General features: G+C 72.6%; 21 protein-coding genes. 8 read left to right on the top strand and 13 right to left on the bottom strand.

The genetic code is table 11. The features are described from left to right. Positions 1–56: 56 nt before the first annotated feature. The 10 genes from ACGFZW_RS10965 to ACGFZW_RS11010 all read right to left on the bottom strand — a co-directional run bounded on the left by ACGFZW_RS10965 (position 57) and on the right by ACGFZW_RS11010 (position 11799). Entirely contained in the window at positions 57–2054 is a 1998-nt protein-coding gene (locus ACGFZW_RS10965; protein WP_393892734.1) for an NADH-quinone oxidoreductase subunit L, read from the bottom strand. After that, positions 2051–2422: an NADH-quinone oxidoreductase subunit NuoK gene (nuoK, locus tag ACGFZW_RS10970; RefSeq protein WP_393892735.1), complete on the bottom strand. Its 372-nt coding sequence runs from the start codon at positions 2420–2422 to the stop codon at positions 2051–2053. Before nuoK ends, ACGFZW_RS10965 begins: the two co-directional genes overlap by 4 nt. Then, positions 2422–3030 carry an NADH-quinone oxidoreductase subunit J gene (locus ACGFZW_RS10975; RefSeq protein ID WP_393892736.1) on the bottom strand — a complete coding sequence of 203 codons (609 nt, stop codon included), beginning with the start codon at positions 3028–3030 and terminating at the stop codon, positions 2422–2424. Before ACGFZW_RS10975 ends, nuoK begins: the two co-directional genes overlap by 1 nt. Further along, positions 3027–3548: a NuoI/complex I 23 kDa subunit family protein gene (locus tag ACGFZW_RS10980; protein ID WP_393892846.1), complete on the bottom strand. Its 522-nt coding sequence runs from the start codon at positions 3546–3548 to the stop codon at positions 3027–3029. The genes ACGFZW_RS10975 and ACGFZW_RS10980 overlap by 4 nt, the downstream gene beginning before the upstream one ends. A gap of 110 nt (positions 3549–3658) precedes the next feature. Continuing rightward, positions 3659–4624, bottom strand: coding sequence for an NADH-quinone oxidoreductase subunit H (locus ACGFZW_RS10985; RefSeq protein ID WP_393892737.1), 966 nt, complete (start codon positions 4622–4624; stop codon positions 3659–3661). Further along, positions 4621–6093, bottom strand: coding sequence for an NADH-quinone oxidoreductase subunit C (locus ACGFZW_RS10990; RefSeq protein ID WP_393892738.1), 1473 nt, complete (start codon positions 6091–6093; stop codon positions 4621–4623). Before ACGFZW_RS10990 ends, ACGFZW_RS10985 begins: the two co-directional genes overlap by 4 nt. Beyond that, complete coding sequence (locus ACGFZW_RS10995; protein ID WP_393892739.1) at positions 6090–6866, bottom strand: NADH-quinone oxidoreductase subunit B; 777 nt, start codon at positions 6864–6866, stop codon at positions 6090–6092. The genes ACGFZW_RS10990 and ACGFZW_RS10995 overlap by 4 nt, the downstream gene beginning before the upstream one ends. Beyond that, entirely contained in the window at positions 6857–7258 is a 402-nt protein-coding gene (locus ACGFZW_RS11000; RefSeq protein WP_393892740.1) for an NADH-quinone oxidoreductase subunit A, read from the bottom strand. The genes ACGFZW_RS10995 and ACGFZW_RS11000 overlap by 10 nt, the downstream gene beginning before the upstream one ends. Positions 7259–7451: 193 nt before the next feature. Then, positions 7452–9047: a hypothetical protein gene (locus tag ACGFZW_RS11005; protein WP_393892741.1), complete on the bottom strand. Its 1596-nt coding sequence runs from the start codon at positions 9045–9047 to the stop codon at positions 7452–7454. Positions 9048–10434: 1387 nt separating this feature from the next. Next, positions 10435–11799, bottom strand: a complete 1365-nt coding sequence (locus tag ACGFZW_RS11010; protein ID WP_393892742.1) for an EsaB/YukD family protein — start codon at positions 11797–11799, stop codon at positions 10435–10437. 424 nt (positions 11800–12223) lie between these two features. Here ACGFZW_RS11010 and ACGFZW_RS11015 point away from each other — a divergent pair, with 424 nt between their 5' ends. The 8 genes from ACGFZW_RS11015 to rarD all read left to right on the top strand — a co-directional run bounded on the left by ACGFZW_RS11015 (position 12224) and on the right by rarD (position 21868). Beyond that, the gene (locus ACGFZW_RS11015) at positions 12224–13405 is read left to right on the top strand and encodes a sensor histidine kinase (protein ID WP_393892743.1); all 1182 of its coding nucleotides are present in this window, start codon (positions 12224–12226) and stop codon (positions 13403–13405) included. Positions 13406–13495: 90 nt separating this feature from the next. Beyond that, entirely contained in the window at positions 13496–14182 is a 687-nt protein-coding gene (locus ACGFZW_RS11020) for a sensor domain-containing protein (protein WP_393892744.1), read from the top strand. A 247-nt stretch (positions 14183–14429) separates the two neighbouring features. After that, positions 14430–15317 (top strand): D-alanyl-D-alanine carboxypeptidase family protein, encoded by an 888-nt coding sequence (locus ACGFZW_RS11025; protein ID WP_393892847.1) that lies wholly within the window; start codon positions 14430–14432, stop codon positions 15315–15317. Positions 15318–15619: 302 nt separating this feature from the next. Beyond that, positions 15620–16279, top strand: coding sequence for a response regulator (locus tag ACGFZW_RS11030; RefSeq protein WP_393892848.1), 660 nt, complete (start codon positions 15620–15622; stop codon positions 16277–16279). A 294-nt stretch (positions 16280–16573) separates the two neighbouring features. Beyond that, positions 16574–18526 carry a 2-oxoacid:acceptor oxidoreductase subunit alpha gene (locus ACGFZW_RS11035; protein WP_393892745.1) on the top strand — a complete coding sequence of 651 codons (1953 nt, stop codon included), beginning with the start codon at positions 16574–16576 and terminating at the stop codon, positions 18524–18526. After that, a complete protein-coding gene (locus ACGFZW_RS11040; protein ID WP_393892746.1) occupies positions 18519–19613 on the top strand; it encodes a 2-oxoacid:ferredoxin oxidoreductase subunit beta in 1095 nt (364 codons plus the stop codon). Before ACGFZW_RS11035 ends, ACGFZW_RS11040 begins: the two co-directional genes overlap by 8 nt. Before the next feature lie 228 nt (positions 19614–19841). After that, on the top strand, positions 19842–20714 hold the full coding sequence (locus ACGFZW_RS11045; RefSeq protein WP_393892747.1) for an NAD(P)H-binding protein: 873 nt from the start codon (positions 19842–19844) through the stop codon (positions 20712–20714). Between the two features lie 107 nt (positions 20715–20821). Next, positions 20822–21868, top strand: coding sequence for an EamA family transporter RarD (rarD, locus tag ACGFZW_RS11050; protein ID WP_393892748.1), 1047 nt, complete (start codon positions 20822–20824; stop codon positions 21866–21868). 30 nt (positions 21869–21898) lie between these two features. Here the strand turns inward: rarD and ACGFZW_RS11055 are convergent, their stop codons facing one another. The 3 genes from ACGFZW_RS11055 to ACGFZW_RS11065 all read right to left on the bottom strand — a co-directional run bounded on the left by ACGFZW_RS11055 (position 21899) and on the right by ACGFZW_RS11065 (position 25433). After that, entirely contained in the window at positions 21899–22765 is an 867-nt protein-coding gene (locus ACGFZW_RS11055) for an ABC transporter permease (RefSeq protein WP_393892749.1), read from the bottom strand. After that, the gene (locus ACGFZW_RS11060) at positions 22752–23846 is read right to left on the bottom strand and encodes an ABC transporter ATP-binding protein (protein WP_393892750.1); all 1095 of its coding nucleotides are present in this window, start codon (positions 23844–23846) and stop codon (positions 22752–22754) included. Before ACGFZW_RS11060 ends, ACGFZW_RS11055 begins: the two co-directional genes overlap by 14 nt. Before the next feature lie 246 nt (positions 23847–24092). After that, complete coding sequence (locus tag ACGFZW_RS11065) at positions 24093–25433, bottom strand: outer membrane lipoprotein carrier protein LolA (RefSeq protein WP_393892751.1); 1341 nt, start codon at positions 25431–25433, stop codon at positions 24093–24095. Between the last annotated feature and the right edge of the window lie 26 nt (positions 25434–25459).

A 25459-nucleotide genomic window follows, 5' to 3' on the forward strand; every position in this document is an offset into this window, starting at 1 on the left:
GCGGGGGGCGTCGGCCGGCGATGCGGGGCGCGTGCCCCGGGAATGTGCGGCATCGGTCAGGCTCCCGTGCCCGTAGCGACGAGGACGGCGGCGACGGCCAGCACGAGCGAGCCCGCGAGCAGGGCACCGAGGTAGGTCTGCACGTTGCCGGTCTGGGCGCGGCGGACGGCGGCGCCCAGCCAGCGGGGGGCGGTGCCCGCGCCGCGCACGTACGTGTCGACGACCTCGCGGTCGAGGAAGCGGACGAGCGTGGCGGCGCCGCGTACGGGCCGGACGAAGAGGGCGGAGTAGACGGCGTCGAGGTGGAAGCCGACGGCCGCGTGGCGGTGCAGGCGGCCGAGGAGCAGCCGGCCGGGGTCGGCCGGGTCCGGGGCGGCGGCGATGTCGCCGTAGGCCGGGGCGTGGGTGTCGATGGCCGTCTCCTCCGCGACCGCGGGGGTGACGTCCGGGGTGGCGACGACCGCGCCGAGGGGGACGCGTGCGGCGAGTGCGGTGGTGTGCCGCCAGGCCCCGTAGGTGACCAGGCCGCCCACCAGCGCGATGCCGGTGCCGAGGACGGAGGTGGTGAGGGTCGGGGCGAGCGAGCGGCCGTCGAACCAGTCGGGCAGGAAGGGGGCGGCCAGGCCGAGCGCGGCGGTGGGGAGGAAGAGCACCCACAGCACGACGTTCATGGTGATCGGCTGCGGGCCGTGGTCGGGGGCCTCGGCGCCCTTGCCGCGGAAGGCGAGCAGCCACAGGCGGGTGGCGTAGGCCGCGGTGAGGAGGTCGGTGAGCAGGCCCGAGATCAGGACGGTCCAGCCGGCGGCGCCGGGGATGCCGTGCGCGTCGCCGGTGGCGGCGTGTTCGGCGGCGCCCAGGACGGCTTCCTTGGAGAAGAAGCCGGCGAAGGGCGGGATGGCGGCGAGCGCGAGCAGCGCGACCGTCATGGTCCAGAAGGCGTCCGGGACGCGCCGAGACAGGCCGCTCATCCGGGACATGGCGGCGAGCGAGTTGGTGCCCGCGGCGTGGATGATCACGCCCGCGCCGAGGAAGAGCAGGGCCTTGAACGCGCCGTGCGCGATGAGGTGGAAGACGGCCGCGCCGCGGTCGCCGACCGCCAGCGCGCCGGTCATGTACCCGAGCTGGCCGACGGTCGAGTAGGCCAGGACGCGCTTGATGTCGTCCTGGGCCAGGGCCGCGAGGCCCGAGCCGACCATGGTGACCGCGGCCATCACGGCGAGCACGACCAGCGCGGCGGCGGAGGCGGCGAAGACGGGGAGGAGACGGGCCACCACATAGACACCGGCCGCGACCATGGTCGCTGCGTGGATCAGCGCCGAGACGGGCGTCGGACCGGCCATCGCGTCGGGGAGCCAGGTGTGCAGCGGGAACTGCGCCGACTTGCCCGCCACACCGGCGAGCAGCAGCAGCGCGATCAGGGTCGGGTGATCCAGGCCGTCGCGGGCGACGGAGCCGAGGATGCCGGTGATGCGGAAGGTGCCGGTGTCGGCGGCCAGCGCGAAGATGCCGAAGAGGAAGGGGACATCGCCGAGCTTGGTGACGAGGAAGGCCTTGAGGGAGGCGGCGCGGGCGGCCTCGGTCTCCCAGTAGTGGCCGACGAGGAAGTAGGAGCAGATGCCCATGACTTCCCAGCCGACCAGCAGCATCATCAGGTCGCCGGTGTAGACGACGAGCAGCATCGCGGACGTGAAGAGGGAGACCAGCGCGGCGTAGGAAGGGTAGCGCGGGTCGTCGCGCAGGTAGCCGGTGGAGTAGATCTGCACGCAGGTCGCCACGCAGCCGACCAGGACGGCGAGCAGCGCGGCGAAGCCGTCGATGTGCAGGGCCAGGTCGATGGGGATCGACCCGGTGGGGGTGAGCTCCACCGCGACATCGGTGGACGGGCCACCGCCCTGGTCGACGGCGACGGAGATGGCGAGTGCGGCCGCGGCGAGCGTCGGCAGCACGGCCAGCGGCCGGACGAAGCCGGGCGCGCGTCGCCCCAGGAAGAGGCCCGCGAGGGCCCCGAGGAAGGGCAGGAGGGGGACGAGGACGGCGGTGGTCGTGAGCGTCACGCGGTGGCCTCCGCCTTGGTGTCCGGCTGCGTGTCCCCGTCCGCCGCGTCCGTCTCGGCCGCCTTCTCGGAGAGGTCACGGAGCCGGTCGATGTCGGAGCTGCCGCGGTTGCGGTAGACGAGCAGCACGATCGCCAGACCGATGCCGATCTCGGCGGCGGCGATGGCGATGGTGAAGAGGGTGAGGGCCTGGCCGGCGTGCAGGGTGTCGCGCAGCCAGACGTCGAAGGCGACGAGATTGAGGTTGACGGCGTTGAGCATCAGCTCGACGGACATCAGCACCAGGATCGCGTTGCGGCGGGCGAGCACGCCGTACAGACCGGTGCAGAAGAGCAGGACGGCGAGGACGGCCGGGTAGGCGAGATGCATCAGCGCTGGTCCTCTCGCGTGGCGGGAGCCGCGCCGGCCCCGGGCGCGGTCGGCGCTCCGCCGGTGGCCGCGCCGTTGTCCCTGCGGGACAGCACGATCGCGCCGACGAGCGCGGCGAGCAGCAGCACGGACAGCGCCTCGAAGGGCAGTACCCAGTGCTGGAAGAGGGAGCGGCCGGAGACCTCGGTGGAACCCTGGGAGGGTCCGTCGAGGTTGATCCAGGTGGCGCGAAAGGCGTCCACGACGACCCAGACCAGCGCGGCGGCCGAGGCGACGGCCACCGTGAGCGCGGCCCAGCGATTGCCCGAATCGGCGTCCGGGGAGCGGCCGATGGGCGCCTTGGTGAGCATCAGCCCGAACAGCAGCAGGACGACGACGGAACCGACGTAGATCAGGACCTGCACCCAGGCGATGAACTCGGCCGTCAGCAGGAGGTACTCCACGGCGATCCCGCCGAGGGCGACCACCAGCCACAGCGCGGCGTGCACCAGCTGGCGGGTGGTGACGGTCACCACGGCCGCGCCGAGGGTCGCAATGCCGACGAGCAGGAAGGCGATCTCGACGCCGGTGGGCGAAAGGAAGCCGTGGCTTGCGGCGGCGAGCGTCACGTTCCCTCCCCGGGGGTCTCCTGTGGTCCTTGCTCCGCCGCCTCGGCCTGCTGCTGGGCGGCGAGCTTGTCGGCGGCCTTGCGGGCGGCGGCGATTTCCTTTGGTTCCTCGGCCGCCGGGTCGAGCGCGGGCGGCTCGGGGACCGTCCACATCCACTCGCGGAGCTTGTCGCGCTCGTGGGTCAGTTCGTGGATGTCGGTCTCGGCGTATTCGAACTCCGGGGACCAGAACAGCGCGTCGAAGGGGCAGACCTCGATGCAGATGCCGCAGTACATGCACAGCGCGAAGTCGATCGCGAACCGGTCCAGTACGTTGCGGCTGCGCTCGCGGCCTCCGGGGGCGGCGGGCGGCACCGTCTCCTTGTGGGAGTCGATGTAGATGCACCAGTCGGGGCACTCGCGGGCGCACAGCATGCAGACCGTGCAGTTCTCCTCGAACAGCCCGATGACGCCGCGGGTGCGCGGCGGGAGGTCGGGCTGGACATCCGGATACTGCTGGGTGACCGTCCGCTTCGTCATCGTCCGAAGGGTGACGGCCAGGCCCTTGGCGAGCCCGGATCCGGGGAAGCCGGACTTCTTCGCGGGCTTGTGGCCGGTCGTGCCGTGGGCCGGCTGATTGTCCGAGGCCATCAGGAGATCACCACCTTGACGACGCCGGTGAGGGCGATCTGGGCGAGGGCGAGCGGGATGAGGACGGTCCAGGCGAGCTTTTGCAGCTGGTCCTCACGGAGGCGGGGGTAGGTGACCCGTAGCCAGATGACGCCGAAGGCGAGGATCGCGGTCTTCAGCAGCGTCCACAGCCAGCCGAAGCCGTCGGCGCCGAACGGGCCGTGCCAGCCGCCGAGGAAGAGCACGGTCGTCAGGGCGCAGAGGATGACGATCCCGGCGTATTCGGCGAGCAGGAAGAGGGCGAAGCGCAGGCCGGTGTACTCGGTGTAGGCGCCGAAGATGATCTCGGAGTCGGCGACCGGCATGTCGAACGGCGGGCGCTGCAGCTCGGCGAGGCCGGCGGTGAAGAAGACCAGTCCGCCGACGATCTGCCACGGCACCCACCACCAGTGGAAGGCGTCGATGATGCCGGGCAGCGAGACCGTGCCTGCCGCCATCGCGACGGACGCGGCGGCGAGCAGCATCGGCAGCTCGTACGCGAGCAGCTGCGCGGCCGTGCGCAGACCGCCGAGCAGCGAGAACTTGTTGGCCGACGCCCAGCCCGCCATCAGCGAGCCGAGCACGCCGACACCCATGACGGCGAGCACGAAGAAGATGCCGGCGTCGACGACCTGTCCCACGGCGTTGCCCGGGCCGATCGGGATGGCGACGAGGACCAGGAGGTACGGCAGGAGGGCGACGGCGGGCGCCAGCTGGAAGATCCGCCGGTCGGCGCCGGCCGGGACGATGTCTTCCTTCTGCGCGAACTTGACGCCGTCGGCGACGAGTTGGGCCCACCCGTGGAACCCGCCCGCGTACATCGGGCCGAGCCGGCCCTGCATGTGCGCCATGACCTTGTGCTCGGTCTGCCCGATGACCAGCGGGAACACCAGAAAGATCACGAAGACGGCGACGAGGCGCAGCGCGATGTCGAGAGCGTCGCTCACGGGGCGTTGCCTCCTGCCGGGTCTTCGGGGGTGGTCGGGGGGTGGGCGGAGCCGGGATCGGGGTCGGGGGCCTGCTCCGGCTCGGGCCCGGGCTCTCCGGCCCGGTCCTGGGACGGGGCCGGCGCCTCGGGTTTGTCCTGCCGCGGGGCCGGCTCGTGCTCCGCCTGCGGCTCGGGCCGGTTCTGTTCCGGCTGCTCGTTCCGTTCCGGCTGCCGGTCTTCTTCCGGCTGCCGGCCCGGATTGCCGGGCTCCTGCGTCTTGGAGTCGTCGAAGGCGGGGCGCGCGTGGTGCCACGGCGCGTCCGTGGCCGGGGCTTCCTTGGCCGGGGCGTCGTCGGCCGGGGCGTCCTTGACGGGGGTTTCCTTGGCCGGTGCCGCCTCGCGTGCCGAGACCTCGGCCGCGGCAGCCTCCGCCGCCCCGGCATCGGCCGCGTCCGCCTGACCGCTGCGGGCCGATCCCTCGCTCGCCGCAGGTGTACGGCGTGCCGGACGCTCTGCGCGCGCGGGCCGCTCGGCCGCCGGCGCGGACTCCGCCGCAGCGGCCTTGGCCGCCCCGGAAGCCGTCGCCTCGGTGGCCGTCGGTTCGGTGGCCGCCGCCTCGGTGGCCGTCGCCTCGGTGGCTGCCGCGCGCTGGCCGGCCGAGCCCGCGCTCGCGGTCCTGGTACGCCGGGCCGGACGCTCGCCCGCGGCGGCACCCGCCGCGCGCGCACCACGAGCCGGCCGCGCGGGCGCGGGCGGCAGTTGGCCCTTCAGCGGGCCCCACTCGTTCGGGTCGGGGACACCGGGCGGCAGCATCTGCCGGCGCTTGGGGCCGCCGTGCTCGGACTCCCCCGGCTCCTTCGCGCCCGGCCACGCCTTCACGACGCGGGCCGCCAGCACGAAGTCCTTGCGCAGCGGATGCCCTTCGAAGTTCTCCGGGAGCAGCAGGGGCACCAGGTGCGGGTGGCCGGTGAAGTCGACACCGAACATCTCGTGGGTCTCGCGCTCGTGCCAGCCCGCACCGGCGAACACGCCCACAGCGGTGGGCAGCGCGGCGGCGTCGTGCGGCACGGTCGTACGGACGATCAGCCGGCGGACGGCACCGGGGTGCGACACATCGGCGAGGTGCGCGCAGATCCGGAAGCCGGTGGCGGGCTCGTCGACGGCGCTCAGCCAGTCGAAATAGGTGCAGCCGAGGTCGTCGCGGGCGGCGGTGAGTGCGGTCAGCCAGCCGTCGGCGGGTACGTCGACGGTCAGCAGGTCGTACGCCAGCTCGGCCGAGGCCCCGGTACCGAAGATCTCGCTCGCGGGGCTCGGCAGCCAGCCGACAACGGGCTCGACGACCGGCTCGGGCTCGGCGGCGGGAGCATCCGCCGCGGCCTCCTCGCCGGCCGTGACCTGCTCGTTGCTGTCGGGCTGCGCGGCCTGTCCGGCCTGCTCGGGCGCGTCGGACTGCCCGGGGCGCGCCGGCTGCTCGGGCTGCTCGCTCATCGGGGCTCCTCCCCCGCCGTCTTCCTGCCGCTCTTCGCCTCGCCGGTCACGGCCTCACCCTGCGCGTCAGTGGTCGCACCGTCGGATGCCGCGGCGTCGGGGGTCGCGGCATCGGCCGTGCCCTGCGTGCCCGCGGTGTTCGGCGGGGCCGGCGGCGTCACCAGGCCGCTGCGCAGCGCGGCCGCCGAGGGCCGTCCGCCGCCGGCGGCATCGCCGCTAGGGGCGTACCGCTCCCCCAGCGACTCGCGGGCGATCTTCTCCTGGAGCTTGAGGATGCCCTGCAGCAGCGCCTCCGGGCGCGGCGGGCAGCCCGGTACGTACACATCGACCGGAATGATCTGGTCGACACCCTTGGTGACGGAGTACGAGTCCCAGTAGGGGCCGCCGCAGTTGGAGCACGCCCCGAAGGAGATGACGTACTTCGGCTCCGGCATCTGCTCGTAGAGGCGCTTGACCGCGGGCGCCATCTTGTCGGTGACGGTGCCGGAGACGACCATCAGGTCGGCCTGGCGCGGGCCGGGCGCGAACGGGATCACGCCGAGCCGGATGAAGTCGTGCCGCGCCATGGAGGCGGCGATGAACTCGATGGCGCAGCAGGCGAGGCCGAAGTTGAAGACCCACAGGCTGTAGCGGCGGCCCCAGTTGAGGACCACCTTCATCGGTTCCGGCGCCAGGCGGGCCAGTGTGCCCAGGCGTCGCGGCTCCGGCACGAACTGCGGGGCGGAGCTCTCGGGCACGGCTGCGGAGCCGTCGGAGGCGGGGGTCACGTCCATTCCAGGACGCCCTTCTTCCATGCGTAGAGCAGGCCGACGGTCAGGAAGCCCAGGAAGATGAACATCTCCACGAGCGTCACGCCGCCGAATCCGGGGGCCGCGAAGACCGTCGCCCAAGGGAAAAGGAAGATCGAGTCGACGGCGAAGATGACGTACAGAAAAGCGTAGACGTAGTAGCGGACCTGGGTGTGTGCCCAGCCCTCGCCCACCGGGTCCACGCCGCATTCATACGTGAGCAGCTTCTCGGGTGTCGGCACGACGGGCCGCAGCAGCCGCCCGGCCCCGAAAGCCACGGCGACGAAAAGCACGCCGATCACGGCGATGATCCCCACGACCGAATAGCCCTGGAAATAGTCCGCGGCGATGGTGGTGCGTACGGTCGCGTCCGGCACGTCCGCCCCTCGCTCCCTGCTGCGCTTGTTCAACGACTTCGACGATCTGTACGGACGGGAGTCTAGGCCCTGCCCCGGGTGCCCCGAGCAGCCGCGTCAGGCCGACGGTGGGCTTGTCCCTACTTCGCCCTACCTGGGGGCCTGCGCCCGGCGGCGGCGGCGCAGCCCCGCGCGGCGCGCGGGGCACCACGCCTCAGCGGATGGGGCCTCCGTCGAACGGACTGCGCAGGTCGGGGCCGGCATCCTCGTCCGGCGGAGCGCTGCCGGCTCCGCCGCCCGTCCCGTTCGCGGCCGGGCGTTGCGGGGCGCCCGAGGACGGGAGGGGCTCGGCCGGTGCCGGCTGTCCGGCACCGGGGACGACCGGCAGCGGCTGGGTCTCCGCGCTCGGCTGGGACCGCACGACCTGGGACTGCACCGCGTGCGGGTGCTGTGCGCCCTGACCGTGCGGGGTCTGCGCGGCCTGCGGGGTTTGGGGAGACTGCACGTTGCCCGGCATCGGCTGCCCGTACGGCTGGTACGGGGGTTGCTGGTGGGCTTGGTGGGGCTGGTAGGGCTGGTGAGGCGCGTACGACTGCGGCTGCTGCTGTTGGGGGTGGAGTTGTTGCCCCTGGGCCTGGGCGTACGGCTGCTCGTACGGCTGGTGGGGCTCGTACGGCTGGTGGGTTTGGTAGGGCTGGTGTGGCCGGTACGGCTGCTGGGGCGCCGGCGCATGCTGCGGCCCGCCCTGCGACGGCGGGACCGGCGCATGCCCGGTGGAATGAGCCGCCTGCGGTGGGGAGGCGTATCCCATGGCTCCGCCGGGGCCCGCCGAGGGCGCGGCAGGCTGCGGCGGCACGGCGCCCGGCAGGTCCGCGGACTGCTGCTGCCGCCTGCCCCGCTCCCGCGAGACCGCGCGGTCCATCGTCTCGGCCGCGATCCTCGCCGCGGCCTCGCGCGTCCGCTCCCCCAGCAGCTCGGTGCGGATGGCGCCGCCCGCCGCGAGGTGACGGTCGTAGGGCAGGGGGAGGACCGCCGCGCCACCGGCCCCGAGGTGCTCCGCTGCCTTGCGGACGTCGACACCGGCGTCCGGGGACGAGTGGGTGAGGACGACCACCGTGGTCGGCAGCAACCCGGGGTGCAGGCTGCCGATCCAGTCCACGACGGAGCGTGTGGCGGCCACGCCCTCCGGGGTCGCCGGGGTGACCAGTACACGTGCCTGCGTCGTCACCAGCGCCGTGCGCGCCACCTCCGCGGGCAGCGTCTCGCAGTCCACGACCATGGTCGAGAAGTGGCGGCGCAGTGACGTCATCACGACCCGGTACGCGTCGAGGTCCAGCCGGGTCCCGATGGCGCCCTGGCTGCCGGGCAGCAGCCAGCCACCTCCCGCGAAGGGCAGGAGATAGCCGGTCAGGTCCGTGATCAGCATCGAAGGATCGACGATCTGCGCGAGATCACTGCCCGACCACCGCACCTCGCGGGCCCCGAGCCGGTGTGGCAGGGTGCCGAGCGCCGGGTCGGCCTCGACGGCGAGCACCGGGTCGGAGCGGTAGTGCGCGTAGGTGAGCGCCAGCAGGGCGGCGACGGTGGACTTGCCCGCACCGCCGCGGATGCTGGAGACCGCGATCTGCCTGCCGGTGGTCACGGGCTGCTGGATGGCGTGCGCGGCCCGGGTGACGGCGGCGGTCTCGGCCGCCGGGGACGAGGCGAACACCCGGCGCAGTGCCCGCCCGGCCCGCCGCGGCAGCGGGTCCCCGCGGCGGGGCTTGGGCTGTCCGTCGGCAAGCTCGGGCGGCAGGAGCGGCACGGACACGGGTGTCCGCGCCGGCAACCCGGAACCGTAGCGCCCGGGACCCGGTGCCGAGGGCGACGAGCTCGGGGCCGGGGGTTGAGCGGGCGGCAGGGCTTGGGCAGGGGCCGGGGCCTGAGCGGAGGTGGACTGCTGCGAAGGGCTCGCGTGCGGGGCAGGGGATGGCGGCACGGGCGGCGCCCCTGCCGTCTGCGTCGACGGAGAGGGGACCTCGGCGGACGGGGACTCGCCTGCGGACGAGGAGGGCCGGGGCGCGGGGGCCTGGGCCGGGGCCTCGTCGACGGGAGCAGGGGGCGCGGCCGGTGCCGGAGGCGCGGCCGGTGCCGGAGGCGAGGCCGGTGCCTGAACCGACGCTTGGGCGGGGGCGTGGACGGGCGCCTGGGCGTGGGCCGAGTCTGCGCTCGCGCTCCCGGCAGCCGCCGTTTCGGGCGCCGCCGTTTCGGGCGCCGCCGTTTCGGGCGCCGCCGTGGCCGTCGCGGACGGTGCCGAGTCCGAGGGCCCGGGCGCAGCCGGAGTCGCAGGCGCAGAAGGTGCCTGGGCAGTAGGTGCCGCGGCCACAGAAGGCGCCTGGGATGACGGCTCCGCCTCCGGTGGCATCGCGGCTGCGGCGGGTCCGGAGGGTGTTGGCAACGCACCCGTCGGCCGGGACGCCGCGGCGGGCGTCGAGGGCGAGGGCAGCGGGGCAGCGGGCCGCGGCGCCGCAGCGGGCTCGGAGGGCCCTTCGACCACCGCAGGCCGCGGCGCTTCGTCCGCCGCCGTGGGCCGCGGCGCTTCGGCCGTCGGTGCGGGCAGCCGTCCGGCAGGCACGTCGGCCGTGGGCATCGGTCGCGCCGGGGGAAGCGGTCCGGTGCCGCGTCCGGTCCCGCTCGCGCCCTCGCTCATGCCGTCCACCGCAGCCACCTCGTTCGCCATGCCGCTCCACTCGCTCTTCTCACGCGCCTCAGGAGCCACGTTCTTCACATCCACCGAACTCACACCCCCCTCCCGGTCGTCCGACGTGCCCTCGCTCCGGGCATCTTGACGCCCCGGCACAGGGCGTTCCCGCTCGAACCGATCGGCCGCCTCCGGCTCTTCCGCGGGCTCGGGAAGGTCGGGTCTCCCGGAACGTTCCGGCGCCCCCGACGGTTTCGAAAGGCTCACCGGCCGAGGCGGGGACGGCGTCCGTGGCGAGGGCTCGGACGGCTCCGGGAGCCCCGGGGCCCGGTGGTGGATCGGCTGTGCGGGCGCAGCAGCCCCACCCGCATCCGAACCGGCAGCCGCGGCCGGGGCGGCAGCCGCTTCCGCACCGGATTCCGGGTCCGCACCGGCCCGCGCGTCCGCGCTCACGCGGGCCCCCGCACCGACGCCCGCGTCCTCACCCATCGCCATGATCCCTCCACCGCCCTCTGGGTCAGAACGCGCCGAACAGCAGGCCGTAGACCCCGAAAGCCCCGAGGGACAACGGGATCAGCGCCACCACGCCGGTCGATTCGAGCAGGTCGAGCCATCGGCGCAGCCGCGCCCGCATGGCCTCCGGTACACGCACCGTCAGCACCATGACCGCGAGGCCCGCCAGCGCGCACAGCGCCGCCAAGGCACCCGCCGGCGCGTCGCCGTCGTGCGCACACAGCAGAACGAGCCGTACACACACGGCCGTTCCGGCTCCCAGCAGCGCGACGACCTCCACCGCGAGCGGATAGGCGCGGGCGCGCGAGAACAGCAGTCCGGCGAGCAGCAGCGCGACGAGTACGGTCCAGACGCCCGGCTCCCCCAGGGCGAGCACCCCCGCTGCGCCCGCCGAGACGGCCATCGCCACCGTGGCCAGGGCGAGTCCGCGATGTGTGGCGCCCAGCGCGGCCGCCGCCTGGTGCCTGCTGACCGGCGTACCACCGGAGCGCAGGTCGTCCAGCCGGGTCAGTCCGGCACCGATGAGGGCGAGCCGCGGAAGGCTGCCGAGGACGACGACGGAGACGAAGCCGAGCGCCACGCCCGCCCGCGCCGGGCCGGCCAGCGCGAGGCCCAGCTCCCAGGCGCCCACCGCGAGCGCGACCGAAACGGCGCCGATCAGGCCGCCGCGTCCCAGCGGGGTGCAGAGGCCGAGCAGGGCGAGCACGGCCGCGACGGTGAGTCCGACGGCCGCCAGCCGGGCACCGCCACCGGAGACCGCGTGCCAGGAGGCGAGCACACCGAGCGTGCCGCCCTGCAACAACAGCGCGAGGCCCGGTGCGCGGTGCCCCGGCCGGCCGGTGAGCGCGCTGATCGCCGCTCCGGCGCCGGCCAGGAGTACCGCCGCGACGCCGAGCCAGAGGGCGGCGGCGCGGTCCGGGTACCAGGCGGCCGCACCGATGCCGGCGGCCGCCGCGAGCAGCACACCTGCCGTCACCACCGTCCAGGCCCTGCTCCGTGCGCCCCATCCCCAGCCCCGGATGTCCAGGGGGTCGGCCGCGTCCTCGGCGTGGTCGTCGTGTCCGGCCGGGGCCAACACGCCGTCCTGCTCCCGTACGAGGCGCAGCACGGCGCCGTCGGCCACCCGCGCGGAGGCCAGCGAATCGTGCGGGGCGAGGACCGCGCCGTCGGAGGTGACCAGCCGTTGCGCGGCGGGGCCGCCGCTCGCCCGGTCACCGAGCAGCCGGAGGATGTCGGGCAGCAGTGCGCCGAGGGATTCCTGCGCGGGAACGACGAGCTCGATCCGGCGCCGGTCCCCGACCAGCGTCACCCGGCTGAGCCCGGCCCGCTGTTCCGCCCCGGCGCTCACGCCCGTACTCACACTCACCATGTCGACGCGGTCCCTGTGTTCTTGTCCGCGGGACCCGCTCCGGGCCGATGGAATGCGCGCGTCCGCCGGCCGGTGGAGGAGGTGTCGCCCCAGCACCGGCAGGTCCGCTGCCTCTTGGCCCGCAGCGCGTATCGCGGCCTGCGGCGCCGCACGGAGTCCGGCGGCAGCAATTCGCTGTCGTCACCCCGCGCCATCGGCCCTCGCCTCTCCCGTTCCTCCGCAACACCATACGGTCCCGTGGCCGCGCCGCGACCACCACGGCGGTAACGAGATAGCCACCGGCCTGCACCAATGCCCCTTTTCCCGGCGTCGCGGACCACGTCTCCCGGCACGGCGGCCATGGTGCGGTGGTAGGGGAAACCCCACCCCCACCACCCCGGATACCCCATGGCACCGGCAGCCACGGCCGGGCAATCTGGGGCCCATGAGCGACAGTTCCCGGACCGGTGCCGCTGACGGCACCTCACCACCGCCGCCCCGAGCGCCCCTCGGCTCCTTGACGTGGCGGGAGATCCTGCATCTGCTGTCCAACTTCCCGTTGGGCGTGCTCGCGTTCGTGGTGCTGGTGGTCTGGCTGGTGCTGGGGCTCGCCCTGTCCGTCACCGTCGTCGGGCTGCCGCTGCTCGCCTCGGGCCTGAAGGTGTGCCGGCAGTACGGGAAGCTGGAGCGGGGCCGGGCGCGGAGGCTGCTCGGGGTGCGGGTGGAGGAGCCGAGCCCGCTGCGGGCACGGGACAGGGGGTTCTTCCCCTGGCTGTGGGCCTCCCTGCAGGATTCCGTCGCGTGGCGGCACGCCCTGTTCGCCTTCGTTCGGCTGCCCTGGGCCATCTTCACCTTCGCGGTCACGCTCGTCCTGCTCTTCGTGGGCTGGCCGACGCTGCCCTGGGTCACGCGGGGGCTGGCGAACGTCGACCGTGCGATGACCCGCGGTCTGCTCTCGCCCTCCGACGAACTGGAGCGGCGGATCGCCGAACTGGAGTCGGACCGGATGACCGTCACCGACACCGCGGCGGCCGATCTGCGGCGCATCGAGCGCGATCTGCACGACGGCGCGCAGGCCCGGCTGGTGGCGCTCGCCATGGGCCTTGGCCTGGCGAAGGAGAAGCTGCTCGAGGACCCGGACGCGGCGGCGGTCATGGTGGACGAGGCGCACGGCGAGGTGAAGCTGGCGCTTCAGGAGCTGCGGGACCTCGCCCGGGGCATCCATCCCGCGATCCTCACGGACCGCGGGCTGGGGCCCGCCCTGACGTCCCTGGCAGGCCGTTGCACGGTGCCGGTCACGACGTCGGTGAGCCTGGACGAGCGCCCCGCCCCCGCCATCGAGGGGATCGCGTACTTCACCGTCTCCGAGCTTCTGCAGAACGTTTCGAAGCACAGCGGGGCGCGGCAGGCGTCGGTGGAGATCCGGCGGGTCGAGGGCCGGCTGCTGCTGCGGGTGGAGGACGACGGTCGCGGCGGAGCGCGCGTGTCCCGCGGCAGCGGGCTGGCCGGCCTTGCAGAGCGACTGGGATCCGTTGACGGCCGGTTCCTGGTGCATTCGCCGTCCGGCGGGCCCACCCGAGTGACGGCGGAACTGCCGTGGCGGGCCCGGGTGCCGGCGAAGGGCTGAGGTCCGAAACCGGCCCGCCCCCTCCCTCCTTCCCCGGGTACGCCCCGTCCGGGCGGACCTCTCCGACACAGCAGAACGGACGACGAGACGATGGACAGCACCTACGCACCGCAGCCCCGCGACTCCCGGGTGCCCGTGGGGCTGCGTGCCCCCTTCTCCGGGCGCACCTGGCGGGAGTTCCTCTACCTCCTCCTCGGCCTTCCGCTGTCGGTGGTGATGTTCGGCTACGCGGTGGCGGTGATCTCACTCGGCGCCGGCCTGCTGATCACCTTTCTCGGCTTCCCCCTGCTGGCGGGCGGGCTGGCCGGCTGCCGGGCGCTCGGCGGCGTCGAGCGTGGCCTGGCCCGCGCGCTGCTGGGCGTACGCATCGCCGGTCCGGGACCCGTCCGCGCGACCAGGCCGGGGGCGACGGGCTGGATGACGGCCGTGCTGAGGAGCGGGGCGTCCTGGCGGCACCTCCTCCACACGCTCCTGCGCTTCCCTTGGGCACTGTTCGCCTTCGTCGTCTCCGTGACCTTGTGGGCCACCGGCTGGGCCATGCTGGCCTATCCGCTGTGGCGATGGACGTTCGTCGAGTACCTCGGCCGACCGGGCATCCAGGTGTGGGGGGACAGCCAGGGCAACGGCAGGTACCTCGAAACGCCGTGGGAGGTGGCGGCCATCAGCGCGGTCGGCCTGGTTCTCGTACTGGTGACACCGTGGGTGATCCACGGTTTGACGCAGGTCGACCGGGCGATGGCCCGCGGCCTGCTCAGTGCCTCACGTCGCGACGGCTGACACTCCCGGCACGCCCTGCCCGGGTCGACGGCTCGCCCTGCCCCGCATCAGGAATCGGCGCGTCCGGGGCCCCACCGCTCCCCCGGTCGGCGCCGGCGCCGCGTAGGGCGTTCACGTGGATCTTGTCCCCGACCGGATGAAGATGCGGTCACGAAGCGCATCCATCGGCGCCGTTCGGGCGTCTCAAGGGTGAAGCGGATTCTCATGTCTCCGCACTGCAGGGGCGTTTGGAGCATTTACGTTGAAAATGGGCAATAAGGGCTTTCGCCGCGTATCTGCGGTAGTCGTGACCGCGGGAGCCGTGCTGGCGGCGGGGGCGTTCGCCGCACCGGCGCAGGCTGCCACGATCACGCCGCCCACGATCGTCGCCAAGGGCGGCTTCGTGATGAACAACGGCACCGGCAAGACCCTCTTCACCAAGGCGGCGGACACCCGCCGCTCCACCGGCTCCACCACCAAGATCATGACGGCCCGGGTGGTGCTCGCGCAGAGCAACCTCAACCTGGACTCCAAGGTCACGATCCAGAAGGCGTACAGCGACTACATCGTCAACAACAACTGGGCCTCGTCGGCCCGGCTGATCGTCGGCGACAAGGTCACCGTGCGCCAGCTGCTGTACGGGCTGATGCTCCCGTCCGGCTGCGACGCGGCGTACGCGCTCGCCGACAAGTTCGGCAGCGGGTCCACGCGGGCCGCGCGCGTGAAGTCCTTCATCGGCAAGATGAACAGCACCGCCAAGACCCTGGGCCTGAAGAACACCCACTTCGACTCGTTCGACGGCATCGGCCAGGGCTCGAACTACTCGACGCCGCGCGATCTGACCAAGCTCGCGAGCAGCGCGATGAAGTACTCCACCTTCCGCACGGTCGTGAAGACCAAAACGACCAAGCAGAAGGTCACGACGAAGAGCGGCGGCTACCGCTACATGTCGTGGGAGAACACCAACGGCCTGCTCGGCAGCTACTCCGGCGCCATCGGCGTCAAGACCGGCTCCGGCCCGGAGGCCAAGTACTGCCTGGTCTTCGCCGCCACGCGGAACGGCAAGACGGTCATCGGCACCGTCCTCACCTCCTCCTCGGTGGCCAACCGCACGGCGGACGCGAAGAAGCTGATGGACTACGGCTTCAAGAAGTAGCCCCGGAAGCAGTCCCGCCGCCGAAGGTGCCGGCTGACGAATTCCGGCGCACGAGGCGGTCCGGACGACGGACGCAGGAGGGCCCGCTCGCGACACCCCGTCGCGGGCGGGCCCTCCGCCGTGTCGCGCCACCCCTCCACCGTCCCGGCTCGGCACCCCCTCCCCCGGGCACCCGTGCCGCCCCTGCACCCCAATCCGCCTCACCCGCCCCACCCGCGTCCGCATCCTGAAATGCTGAGGCCGTCCGTGCGCAGCTTCGAAAGACGCGGGGGATCGGTTTCGTGGAACACGTGGAACGCGCGGTGCGGGTGGTCATCGCCGAGGATTCGGTGCTGCTGCGGGAGGGTCTGACGCGGCTGCTCACCGACCGGGGGCACGAAGTCGTGGCGGGCGTGGGCGACGGCGAGGCACTGATCAGGACGATCGGGGAGCTGGCGGCCGCGGGGGCGCTGCCGGACGTGGTGGTCGCGGACGTACGGATGCCGCCGACGCACACCGACGAGGGGGTCCGCGCCGCGATCCGGCTGCGCCGGGACCACCCGGATCTCGGCGTCCTGGTGCTCTCGCAGTACGTCGAGGAGCAGTACGCCACCGAGCTGCTGGCCGGTTCCAGCCGGGGCATCGGCTATCTCCTGAAGGACCGCGTGGCCGAGGTCCGGGAGTTCGTGGACGCGGTGGCGCGGGTGGCGGGAGGCGGCACCGCGCTGGACCCGGAGGTGGTCGCGCAGCTGCTGGGCCGCAGCCGCAAGCAGGACGTACTGGCCCAGCTGACCCCCAGGGAGCGGGAGGTGCTGGGCCTGATGGCCGAGGGGCGGACGAACTCGGCGGTCGCCCGGCAGCTGGTGGTCAGCGGCGGCGCGATCGAGAAGCACGTCAGCAATATCTTCCTGAAACTGGGCCTGTCCCAGAGTGACGGGGATCACCGTCGGGTCCTCGCCGTACTCACCTACCTCAAGTCATGACCGACTGACAGGCTGTCAGCAGCGCAGGCCGGGGCGCTGCCGGAGGAGCACCGGGACGCGGGGTCGAGAACCGACGGAGGAGTCCGGAGCGTCTTGAAGAAGAGGGGACAAGGGGGATGATTTCATGACAATTAAGGACAGAATTGCGTCTCATATTGACGTCCAATATGTGAGCGACCCAGGGAAGGACACCCTTACCCACGTACGATGCAGCGGGGACAACCAGTCGGTACGACACGTCCCAGGCCCTGCCTCCGGCGGGGACGCCCCACGCCTCGAGGGAGGTCCGAAGCAGTGACGAGCCAGGTCAGTAGCCCAGCCGAGCAGGCCGACGGAGCGCTTGTCGGGGAGCAGCGCTCATCCGGGGACGGCGGCGGAGGCAAGGAAGTCCGCCGGCTGGACCGTGTCATCATCCGGTTCGCGGGCGACTCCGGTGACGGTATGCAGCTCACCGGCGACCGGTTCACCTCCGAGACGGCGACCTTCGGCAACGACCTGTCGACGCTGCCGAACTTCCCCGCCGAGATCCGGGCCCCTGCCGGCACCCTGCCGGGCGTCTCCAGCTTCCAGCTGCACTTCGCTGACCACGACATCCTCACCCCCGGCGACGCGCCCAACGTGCTGGTGGCGATGAACCCCGCCGCCCTCAAGGCGAACCTCGCCGACGTGCCCCGCGGCGCGGACATCATCGTGAACACCGATGAGTTCACCAAGCGCCCCATGGCGAAGGTCGGCTACACGACCAGCCCGCTGGAGGACGGCTCGCTGGAGGCGTACCACGTCCACCCGGTGCCGCTGACGACGCTGACGATCGAGGCCCTGAAGGACTTCGGCCTCTCCCGCAAGGAGGCCGAGCGCAGCAAGAACATGTTCGCGCTGGGGCTGCTGTCGTGGATGTACCACCGGCCGACGGAGGGCACCGAGAAGTTCCTGCGGGCGAAGTTCGCCAAGAAGCCGGACATCGCGGAGGCGAATGTCGCCGCGTTCCGCGCGGGCTGGAACTTCGGCGAGACCACCGAGGACTTCGCGGTCTCCTACGAGGTCGCGCCGGCCACGAAGGCGTTCCCCACCGGCACGTACCGCAACATCTCCGGCAACCTCGCGCTGTCCTACGGGCTCGTCGCCGCGGGCAAGCAGGCCGACCTGCCGGTGTATCTGGGCTCGTACCCGATCACCCCGGCCTCCGACATCCTGCACGAGCTGTCCAAGCACAAGAACTTCGGTGTGCGGACGTTCCAGGCGGAGGACGAGATCGCGGCCATCGGGGCGGCGCTTGGCGCCGCGTTCGGCGGACAGCTCGCGGTCACCACGACGTCCGGCCCGGGTGTTGCGCTGAAGTCGGAGACCATCGGGCTCGCGGTGTCGCTGGAGCTGCCGCTGCTCGTGGTCGCCATCCAGCGCGGCGGCCCCTCGACGGGGCTGCCGACCAAGACCGAGCAGGCGGACCTCCTCCAGGCCATGTACGGGCGCAACGGCGAGGCACCGGTGCCGATCGTGGCGCCGCGTACGCCCGCCGACTGCTTCGACGCGACCCTGGACGCGGCCCGGATCGCGCTCACGTACCGCACCCCGGTCTTCCTGCTCTCCGACGGCTACCTGGCCAACGGCTCCGAGCCGTGGCGGATCCCCGACATCGACGAACTTCCCGACCTGCGCGTCCAGTTCGCCTCCGGTCCCAACCACCAGCTGGCGGACGGCACCGAGGTGTTCTGGCCCTACAAGCGCGACGAGCAGACTCTGGCCCGCCCGTGGGCGGTGCCGGGCACGCCGGGCCTTGAGCACCGCATCGGCGGCATCGAGAAGCAGGACGGCACCGGCAACATCTCCTACGACCCGGCCAACCACGACTTCATGGTGCGCACCCGCCAGGCGAAGGTGGACGGCATCGAGGTGCCCGACGTCGAGGTCGACGACCCGCTGGACGCGGCCGGTGAGGGCGCCGACACCCTCGTGCTGGGCTGGGGTTCGACCTACGGCCCGATCACCGCGGCGGTACGGCGCGTACGGGGCGCGGGGGAGCGCATCGCGCAGGCCCATCTGCGCCATCTCAACCCCTTCCCACGGAATCTCGGGGAGGTCCTGGCGCGTTACGACAAGGTGATCGTGCCGGAGATGAACCTCGGACAGCTCGCCACACTGCTGCGTGCCAAGTACCTCGTGGACGCGCGCTCGCACACCCAGGTGAGCGGCATGCCGTTCAAGGCCGAGCAGCTCGCGGAGGTCTTTAAGGAGGCCATCAATGACTGAGACGATCGCGGAGAACTCCTCGAAGATCGAGGCGCTCTCCCTGGTGCCCAAGGCCGACGCCAAGCAGTCCATGAAGGACTTCAAGTCCGATCAGGAAGTGCGCTGGTGCCCCGGCTGCGGTGACTACGCCGTCCTCGCCGCCGTGCAGGGCTTCATGCCCGAGCTGGGCCTGGCGAAGGAGAACATCGTCTTCGTCTCCGGCATCGGCTGCTCCTCCCGCTTCCCGTACTACATGAACACCTACGGGATGCACTCCATCCACGGCCGCGCCCCGGCCATCGCCACCGGCCTGGCGTCCTCGCGGCGCGACCTGTCCGTATGGGTCGTCACCGGCGACGGCGACGCGCTGTCCATCGGCGGCAACCACCTCATCCACGCCCTGCGGCGCAACGTCAACCTCAAGATCCTGCTGTTCAACAACCGGATCTACGGGCTGACCAAGGGGCAGTACAGCCCCACCTCCGAGGTCGGCAAGATCACCAAGTCGACGCCGATGGGCTCGCTGGACGCGCCGTTCAACCCGGTCTCGCTGGCGATCGGCGCCGAGGCGTCCTTCGTCGCCCGCACCGTCGACTCCGACCGCAAGCACCTCACCTCGGTGCTGCGCGAGGCCGCCGCCCATCCGGGGACGGCGCTGGTGGAGATCTACCAGAACTGCAACATCTTCAACGACGGCGCGTTCGAGGCCCTCAAGGACAAGGAGCGGGCCGAGGAAGCCGTCATCCGCCTGGAGCACGGCCGGCCGATCCGCTTCGGTGCGCTCGCTCCCGACGGCTTCGGCTCCAAGGGCGTCGTCCGCGACCCCGCCACCGGCGACCTCAAGGTCATCGACGTACGGGAGGAGGGCACGGGCGGTGTGCTGGTGCACGACGCGCACAACCCCTCGCCCACCACCGCCTTCGCCCTCTCGCGGCTGGCCGACCCCGACACCCTGCACCACACCCCCATCGGTGTGCTGCGCAGCGTCGACCGGCCGGTCTACGACACGCTGATGTCCGACCAGCTCGACTCAGCCATCGAGCAGAAGGGCAAGGGCGACCTCGCCTCCCTGCTGGCCGGAAACGACACCTGGACGGTCGTCGGCTGACGGAGGAGCCCCTTCGCGACGCCCCTACGGGTGTCCGGCAGGACGAGCGCCCGCACCGCGCTCTCCGTACCGGGCACCCGTTTGTCGTGCGTGGAGCCCGCGGGGCGGTGCGGGAACCGCCGCATCGATCCGTCCGGCGGGCCGGAGGCAGCAGGTGCGGCGCGTCCCTTCTGCGTGCGGGCGGCGAGTGCGATGCTGGCGGCTTCCACTCCGCCCTGGGGGTTGCGCATGCCCATCGTCGTCACCGGCGCCACCGGGGCACTCGGCCGGCTCGTCATCGAAGCGCTGCTGGAGCGGTCGACGGCGGACGAGATCGTGGCGGTGGCCCGCGACCGGGCCAGAGCGGCGGACCTCGCGGCGCGCGGCGTGGACGTACGGATCGCCGACTACCGCAGGCCCGAGACGCTCCAGGACGTCTTCGCGGCCGGCGACCGGGCGCTGCTCATCTCCGGGAACGAGGCCGGGCAGCGCGTCGGTCAGCACCGGGCGGTCATCGACGCCGCCCGGGAGGCCCGCGTCGGGCTGCTCGCCTACACCAGCGTCCTGGGCGGGCCGACGGCCACCTTCCGCATCGCCGAGGAACACCTCGCCACCGAACAGGCGCTGCTCGCGTCCGGAATGCCCTACAGCCTGCTGCGCAACGGCTGGTACCACGAGAACTACACCGGCGTGCTCGCCACCACCCTGAAGACCGGAGTGGTGGTCGGCAGCGCTGGCGGCGGCCGGGTGGCCACCGCCGCGCGCCGGGACTACGCCGAGGCGGCCGCCGCCGTCCTCACCGGCAGCGGCCACGAGAACTCCGTCCACGAGCTGAGCGGGGACACCGCGTGGACGATGACGGAGTACGCGGCCGAGGTGTCCCGGCAGACGGGGCGGCAGATCCGCTACCAGGATCTGCCGCAGGAACGGTACGCCGCGCTGCTGATGGAGGCGGGTGTGCCGGCGATGGGCGCGCAGCTGATCGCCGACGCGGACGCCGGGATCGCCCGCGGCGAGCTGGGCGCCACCCCCGGGGACCTGTCCCGTCTGCTCGGCCGCCCGACCACACCCATCGCCGAGGCGATCACCGAGGCACTCAAGGACCTGCCGGCCCAGAGCTGACGCGCCGCCGCCCCCGGAGGTCATGACCGTATGTGCTTACGGACATGACAGGAACGCCGGACGGCGCTACCTTTCACAGGTCGACGCGGCACCACCGGGAGGGCCCCTTGCAGGTTCGAAGCGATCAGCGCACAGGACTGGCCTATGGCTTCGCCGCGTACGGCATGTGGGGGCTGCTGCCGCTCTACTGGCATCTGCTGGACGCGGCCTCGCCGTCGGAGATCCTCGCCCACCGCATGGCGTGGTCCCTGCCCGTCGCCGTCATCATCCTGACCGTGCTGCGCCGCTGGGCCTGGATACGCCCGCTCCTGCGCCGCCCCGGGCGGCTCGGGCTGATCCTGGTCTGCGCGTGCGTCATCTCGGTGAACTGGTTCCTCTACATCTGGGCGGTCAACTCCGGGCACGTCCTGGAAGCCTCCCTGGGCTACTTCATCAACCCGCTGGTCAGCATCGCGTTCGGCGTGCTGGTACTGCGGGAGCGCCTGCGGCCGCTGCAGTGGGCGGCCGTCGGCGTCGGCACCGCAGCCGTCGTCGTGATGACCGTCGCCTACGGCAAGGTGCCCTGGATCGCGCTCGGGCTGGCCTTCTCGTTCGCGACGTACGGGCTGGTCAAGAAGGGCATCAAGCTCGACGGCATCGAGGGCTTCAGCGCCGAGACGGCCCTCCAACTGCTGCCCGCCCTGGGCATCCTGTTCTTCCTCGGCAGCCGTGGCGAGTCCAGCTTCACCAGCGGCGGCGCGGGCCAGGCCCTGCTGCTCGCGGCCTGCGGCATCGCGACCGCCGTGCCGCTGATCTGCTTCGGTGCCGCGGCGGTGCGGCTGCCGCTGACGACGATCGGGATGCTGCAGTATCTGGCGCCGACCTTCCAGTTCGTCCTCGGACTGACGGTCTTCCACGAGGAGATGCCGGCCGAGCGCTGGGCCGGATTCGCCCTGGTGTGGCTGGCGCTTTCGGTGCTGACGTTCGACGCGCTGCGGACAGCCCAACGCGGACGCAGCGCCCTCAGCGCGGCCGGCGCCCGGGCCGGCGAAGCAGCCGCAGAGGCGGCACAGGCGGCAGCGCAGGCCGCGGCGGCTCAGGGCGCGGTGGAAGCCGCCGTGCTGGAGACCCCGCAGCAGGCCCCGGAGGCCCCCACGGGGCCCGCCAAGCCCTGACTGCGGGTCGCGGGTTCGCTCTCCGGCCGGCTAGGCCGTGACGTCCCGGGTGGTGAACCGTGCCCAGGCCGCGGAGCCGAAGAGTGCGGCGTACAGCGCCTGGAGCCCGAGGTTCTTCTGCAGCTGCTCCCAGTAGACGGGGTCGCGCAGCAGATCCGCGAAGGACAGCCAGTAGTGCGGGAAGAGATACGGCTGCAGGGACCCCAACTGGGGGACGGTGTCCAGGATCTGCACCGTGATCAGCAGGCCGACGGTGGTCGCCATCGCCGCGAGACCGCTGTGGGTGAGTGTCGAGATGAACAGGCCGATGGCGGCCACCCCGATGAGCGAGAGCGCCACCACTCCCGCCATGGCCAGCGCGCGCAGCAGCCCCTCCCCGAAGGACACGGTCGCGCCGGAGAGCAGGGTCACCTCGCCCAGAGGGAAGAGCAGCGCTCCGGTCAGCAGCGCCGACAGGGCCACGACCAGTGCGCCCACCAGGCAGAAGGCCATCGTGGCGGCGTACTTGACCAGCAGCAGGCGGGTGCGTCCCGCGGGGGCGACGAGGAGGTAGCGCAGCGTCCCGCTGCCGGACTCACCCGCGATCGAGTCCCCCGCGATCACTCCGATGGCCATCGGCAGGAACAGCGGCATCGTCGCCGCGAGCGAGGTGAAGACGAGGAACAGGCCGTTGTTGGTGATCTGCGAGAGGAACGCCGGGCCTCCCCCGCCGCCCACGGAGCCGCCGTCGCCGGTCTCGATCTTCACGGCGATACCGATCAGGACCGGTACGCCCGCCAGTACGGCGAGCAGCACGAGGGTGCGCCCCCGCCGGAAGGTCATCCCGATCTCGCTCCGCAACAGCCCCAGCGACCACAGCGGTCGGGGACGGTACAGAACCGCCTCAGCCTGCGACATCGAAGCCCTCTCCGGTCAGGTGCACGAAGACGTCCTCCAGCGAGGCACGGTCGGCGCCGAACGCACGGACACGTACCCCGGCGTGGACGAGCGCGGCATTGAGGTCGGCGAGTTCGAGGGGTGCCTCGGTTCGCCGGCGGGGGTCCGGGCCGCCGGCCTGTCCCGGCAGGCCGGGCAGACCGGCCGCCGTCGGCAGCTCTCCGGTCACCCGGTCGTCGGCGACCTGGAGACCTCGCACGCCGTGCTCCTTCAGGACGCTGACCGCATCGGCGGTGTCGGGCGTCGTCACCGTCAGCCTGCCGGGGCCGCGCGGGTCAGGCACCGTGGCGGAGAGCTCGGCGACCGTGCCCTGGCTGACCAGCCGCCCGCGGGACATCACGGCGGCATGAGTGCAGACCTGCTCGATCTCGTCGAGGAGGTGGGAGGAGAGGAAGACGGTGGTGCCGTCCGCCGCCAGCTCCCGGACCAGGGTGCGGATCTCCCGCATGCCCTGGGGGTCGAGGCCGTTGGTCGGCTCGTCGAGGACCAGCAGCTCCCGGGGCTGGAGCAGGGCAGCGGCCAGGCCGAGCCGCTGCTTCATGCCGAGGGAGTAGGCGCGCGCCTTCTTGCCGGCCGCGGCGGCCAGCCCTACCCGCTCCAGCGCCAGCCCCACCCGCTGGGCGCGGGTGCGGGGGTCGGCGGTGGGGTCGGCGGCGTCGAAGCGCAGCAGATTGCCGCGGCCGCTGAGGAAGCCGTAGAGGGCCGGCCCCTCGATGAGGGCGCCGACCCGGGGCAGAACCAGGCGGCCGGCGTCGGGCATCGGGTGTCCGAGGACCCGCGCTTGGCCGGCGGTCGGTTCGATCAGCCCCATCAGCATGCGGATGGTGGTGGTCTTGCCCGAACCGTTGGGGCCGAGGAAGCCGAAGACGCTGCCGCGCGGTACGGCGAGGTCCAGGCCGTCGACGGCGAGCGTGCCGCCGCGGTAGGACTTGGTCAGCCCGCGCGTCTCGATCACCCGCTCCTCGGCCGGCTGCTGTTGCGCGGGCACGGATTCACTGGCCTGCGGGCGGGCGCGGGCGCCTGCGTAGGGCGGCTGTGTCATCGGCTCCCCATCGTCATGGGCGTGGCATACGGCGTGCCTGCGGGGTGCGCGCCCGCGGGCGCCGTACGGGGCGGGCCCGGTGTGACGGCCCACCCGGCTCATCCTGCCGCAGGTTCGTCCGGTGTCCGGCGCACCGGCGCACCGGCGCGCCGAGCCGTCCCCCGGGGAGCCGCGCGGGCTCCCCGGGTGCTCCTCCTGCCGAGAACAGGGCGGCGGCCCTGGCGTGCCAGGGCCGCCGCCGGTCCGCTACTTGGCGGCGTCGGCCGCTGCGATCAGGGACTCCTTGTCGACGGCGCCGACGTAGATCGTGCCGTCGTCCGTGATCAGAGCGTTGACCAGCCGGGTGCTGAAGACCCGGCCCGAGCCGAAGTCGCCCGATACCTTCTCGCCGATGCTGTCCAGGAACTTGGCCGCGTCACCGGCGGCACCCCGGTCCTTGCCGGAGGGCAGCCCGGCACCGGCACCCTTGATCGTGGCGATCGAGGTCCAGCCCTTGCCGATGACCTCCGGTCCACCGCGGTCGCCTGCGTCCTTCAGGTCCTTGCCCTGGGCACCATGGGTCCCCGGCGTGAAGTCCTTGCCGGGTGCGCGGTGCTTGCCCGGTGCGAGGTCCTTGCTGCCCGGGTGGCCGGCGGCACCGGCCTTCTCCTTCGCGGCCTCCTTTGCCGCGTCCTTGGCGTTGACCACCTTCGCGCCCTTGGGCGGCGTGAAGGCGAAGGTGCTCGCGTCGGGCCGGGCGAAGTCGACGTTGGTGTAACCGACGTCGATCACCGCCGCGCCACCGCTCTTGGGGGTGAGGGTGAACTTCAGCGGCACGCCGTTGTCGGCGTCCACGGCGATCCGGATCGCACCGATCGTCGAGCCGGCCTGCTTGGGCTTGATGGACAGCTGGTAGGCGTCCCGCCCGGCGACCTTCGCCGTGCCGTCGACCTCCACCGACGTGGTGGCATCCGCCGCCTTCAGGGCCTCCTTGGCGAGGTCCTGCGGGGTGGCGTTCTGCAGCCCCCGGGGGAGGTCCTTCGGCATGCTTCCGGGCAGGCCGTGCCGCTTGCCGCGCTCGGCGCCACCGGGCGCCTTGCGGTGCACGACGGTGTTGCTGCCGCTGTCGTACGCCCAGACCTCGTCGCCGTTGTGGATGAGGCTGTACTCGGCGGCCTGACCGACGATCGACAGCCGCTGCTTCTCGGGGCCGTCGGCGGCGACACGCAGGGTGTGCGCGCCGGACGCCAGCTCCAGCAGCTTCGCCTGCGGGTCGGCGGACGCGCTGCTCCTGCCCCGGTCGCCGGAGCCGCCGAAGCCGCCGGGGATGCCACCGCCCGGCAGCGACGGCAGGCCCAGATCCGCGCTGACCCGGACCGTGCCGGACAGCTGCCGGACATCGGACTTCGCCATCTTCGCTATCAGTTCCTGCGCCGAGATCTGCGGCAGCTCGGGAGAACCTCCGGCGAACGCCGGGACCAGCCCGATCGTCGCCGCCGCCACCCCCGCCACCGCGGCCGGTACGGCGTACCGGACCGCCTTACGGCGCCTGGGGGAGCGCCCCCCGCCCCACTCGTCGGTGACCTCGGTCGGTTCGTTCCGTGGCATCTGCCCTACCTCCGTCGTATGCGGCG

The organism is Streptomyces sp. NPDC048248 (assembly GCF_043201875.1).
Taxonomy (GTDB): Bacteria; Actinomycetota; Actinomycetes; order Streptomycetales; family Streptomycetaceae; genus Streptomyces.

Coding starts and splice junctions, on each gene's coding strand:
- ACGFZW_RS11055 (WP_393892749.1), bottom strand. CDS start 22,765: ATGTCGCAGGCTGAGGCGGTTCTGTACCGTCCCCGACCGCTGTGGTCG.
- ACGFZW_RS10990 (WP_393892738.1), bottom strand. CDS start 6,093: ATGAGCGAGCAGCCCGAGCAGCCGGCGCGCCCCGGGCAGTCCGACGCG.
- ACGFZW_RS11065 (WP_393892751.1), bottom strand. CDS start 25,433: ATGCCACGGAACGAACCGACCGAGGTCACCGACGAGTGGGGCGGGGGG.
- nuoK (WP_393892735.1), bottom strand. CDS start 2,422: ATGCATCTCGCCTACCCGGCCGTCCTCGCCGTCCTGCTCTTCTGCACC.
- ACGFZW_RS11060 (WP_393892750.1), bottom strand. CDS start 23,846: ATGACACAGCCGCCCTACGCAGGCGCCCGCGCCCGCCCGCAGGCCAGT.
- ACGFZW_RS10980 (WP_393892846.1), bottom strand. CDS start 3,548: ATGACGAAGCGGACGGTCACCCAGCAGTATCCGGATGTCCAGCCCGAC.
- ACGFZW_RS11025 (WP_393892847.1), top strand. CDS start 14,430: ATGGGCAATAAGGGCTTTCGCCGCGTATCTGCGGTAGTCGTGACCGCG.
- ACGFZW_RS11045 (WP_393892747.1), top strand. CDS start 19,842: ATGCCCATCGTCGTCACCGGCGCCACCGGGGCACTCGGCCGGCTCGTC.
- ACGFZW_RS11015 (WP_393892743.1), top strand. CDS start 12,224: ATGAGCGACAGTTCCCGGACCGGTGCCGCTGACGGCACCTCACCACCG.
- ACGFZW_RS11040 (WP_393892746.1), top strand. CDS start 18,519: ATGACTGAGACGATCGCGGAGAACTCCTCGAAGATCGAGGCGCTCTCC.
- ACGFZW_RS11010 (WP_393892742.1), bottom strand. CDS start 11,799: ATGGTGAGTGTGAGTACGGGCGTGAGCGCCGGGGCGGAACAGCGGGCC.
- ACGFZW_RS11020 (WP_393892744.1), top strand. CDS start 13,496: ATGGACAGCACCTACGCACCGCAGCCCCGCGACTCCCGGGTGCCCGTG.
- ACGFZW_RS10995 (WP_393892739.1), bottom strand. CDS start 6,866: ATGGACGTGACCCCCGCCTCCGACGGCTCCGCAGCCGTGCCCGAGAGC.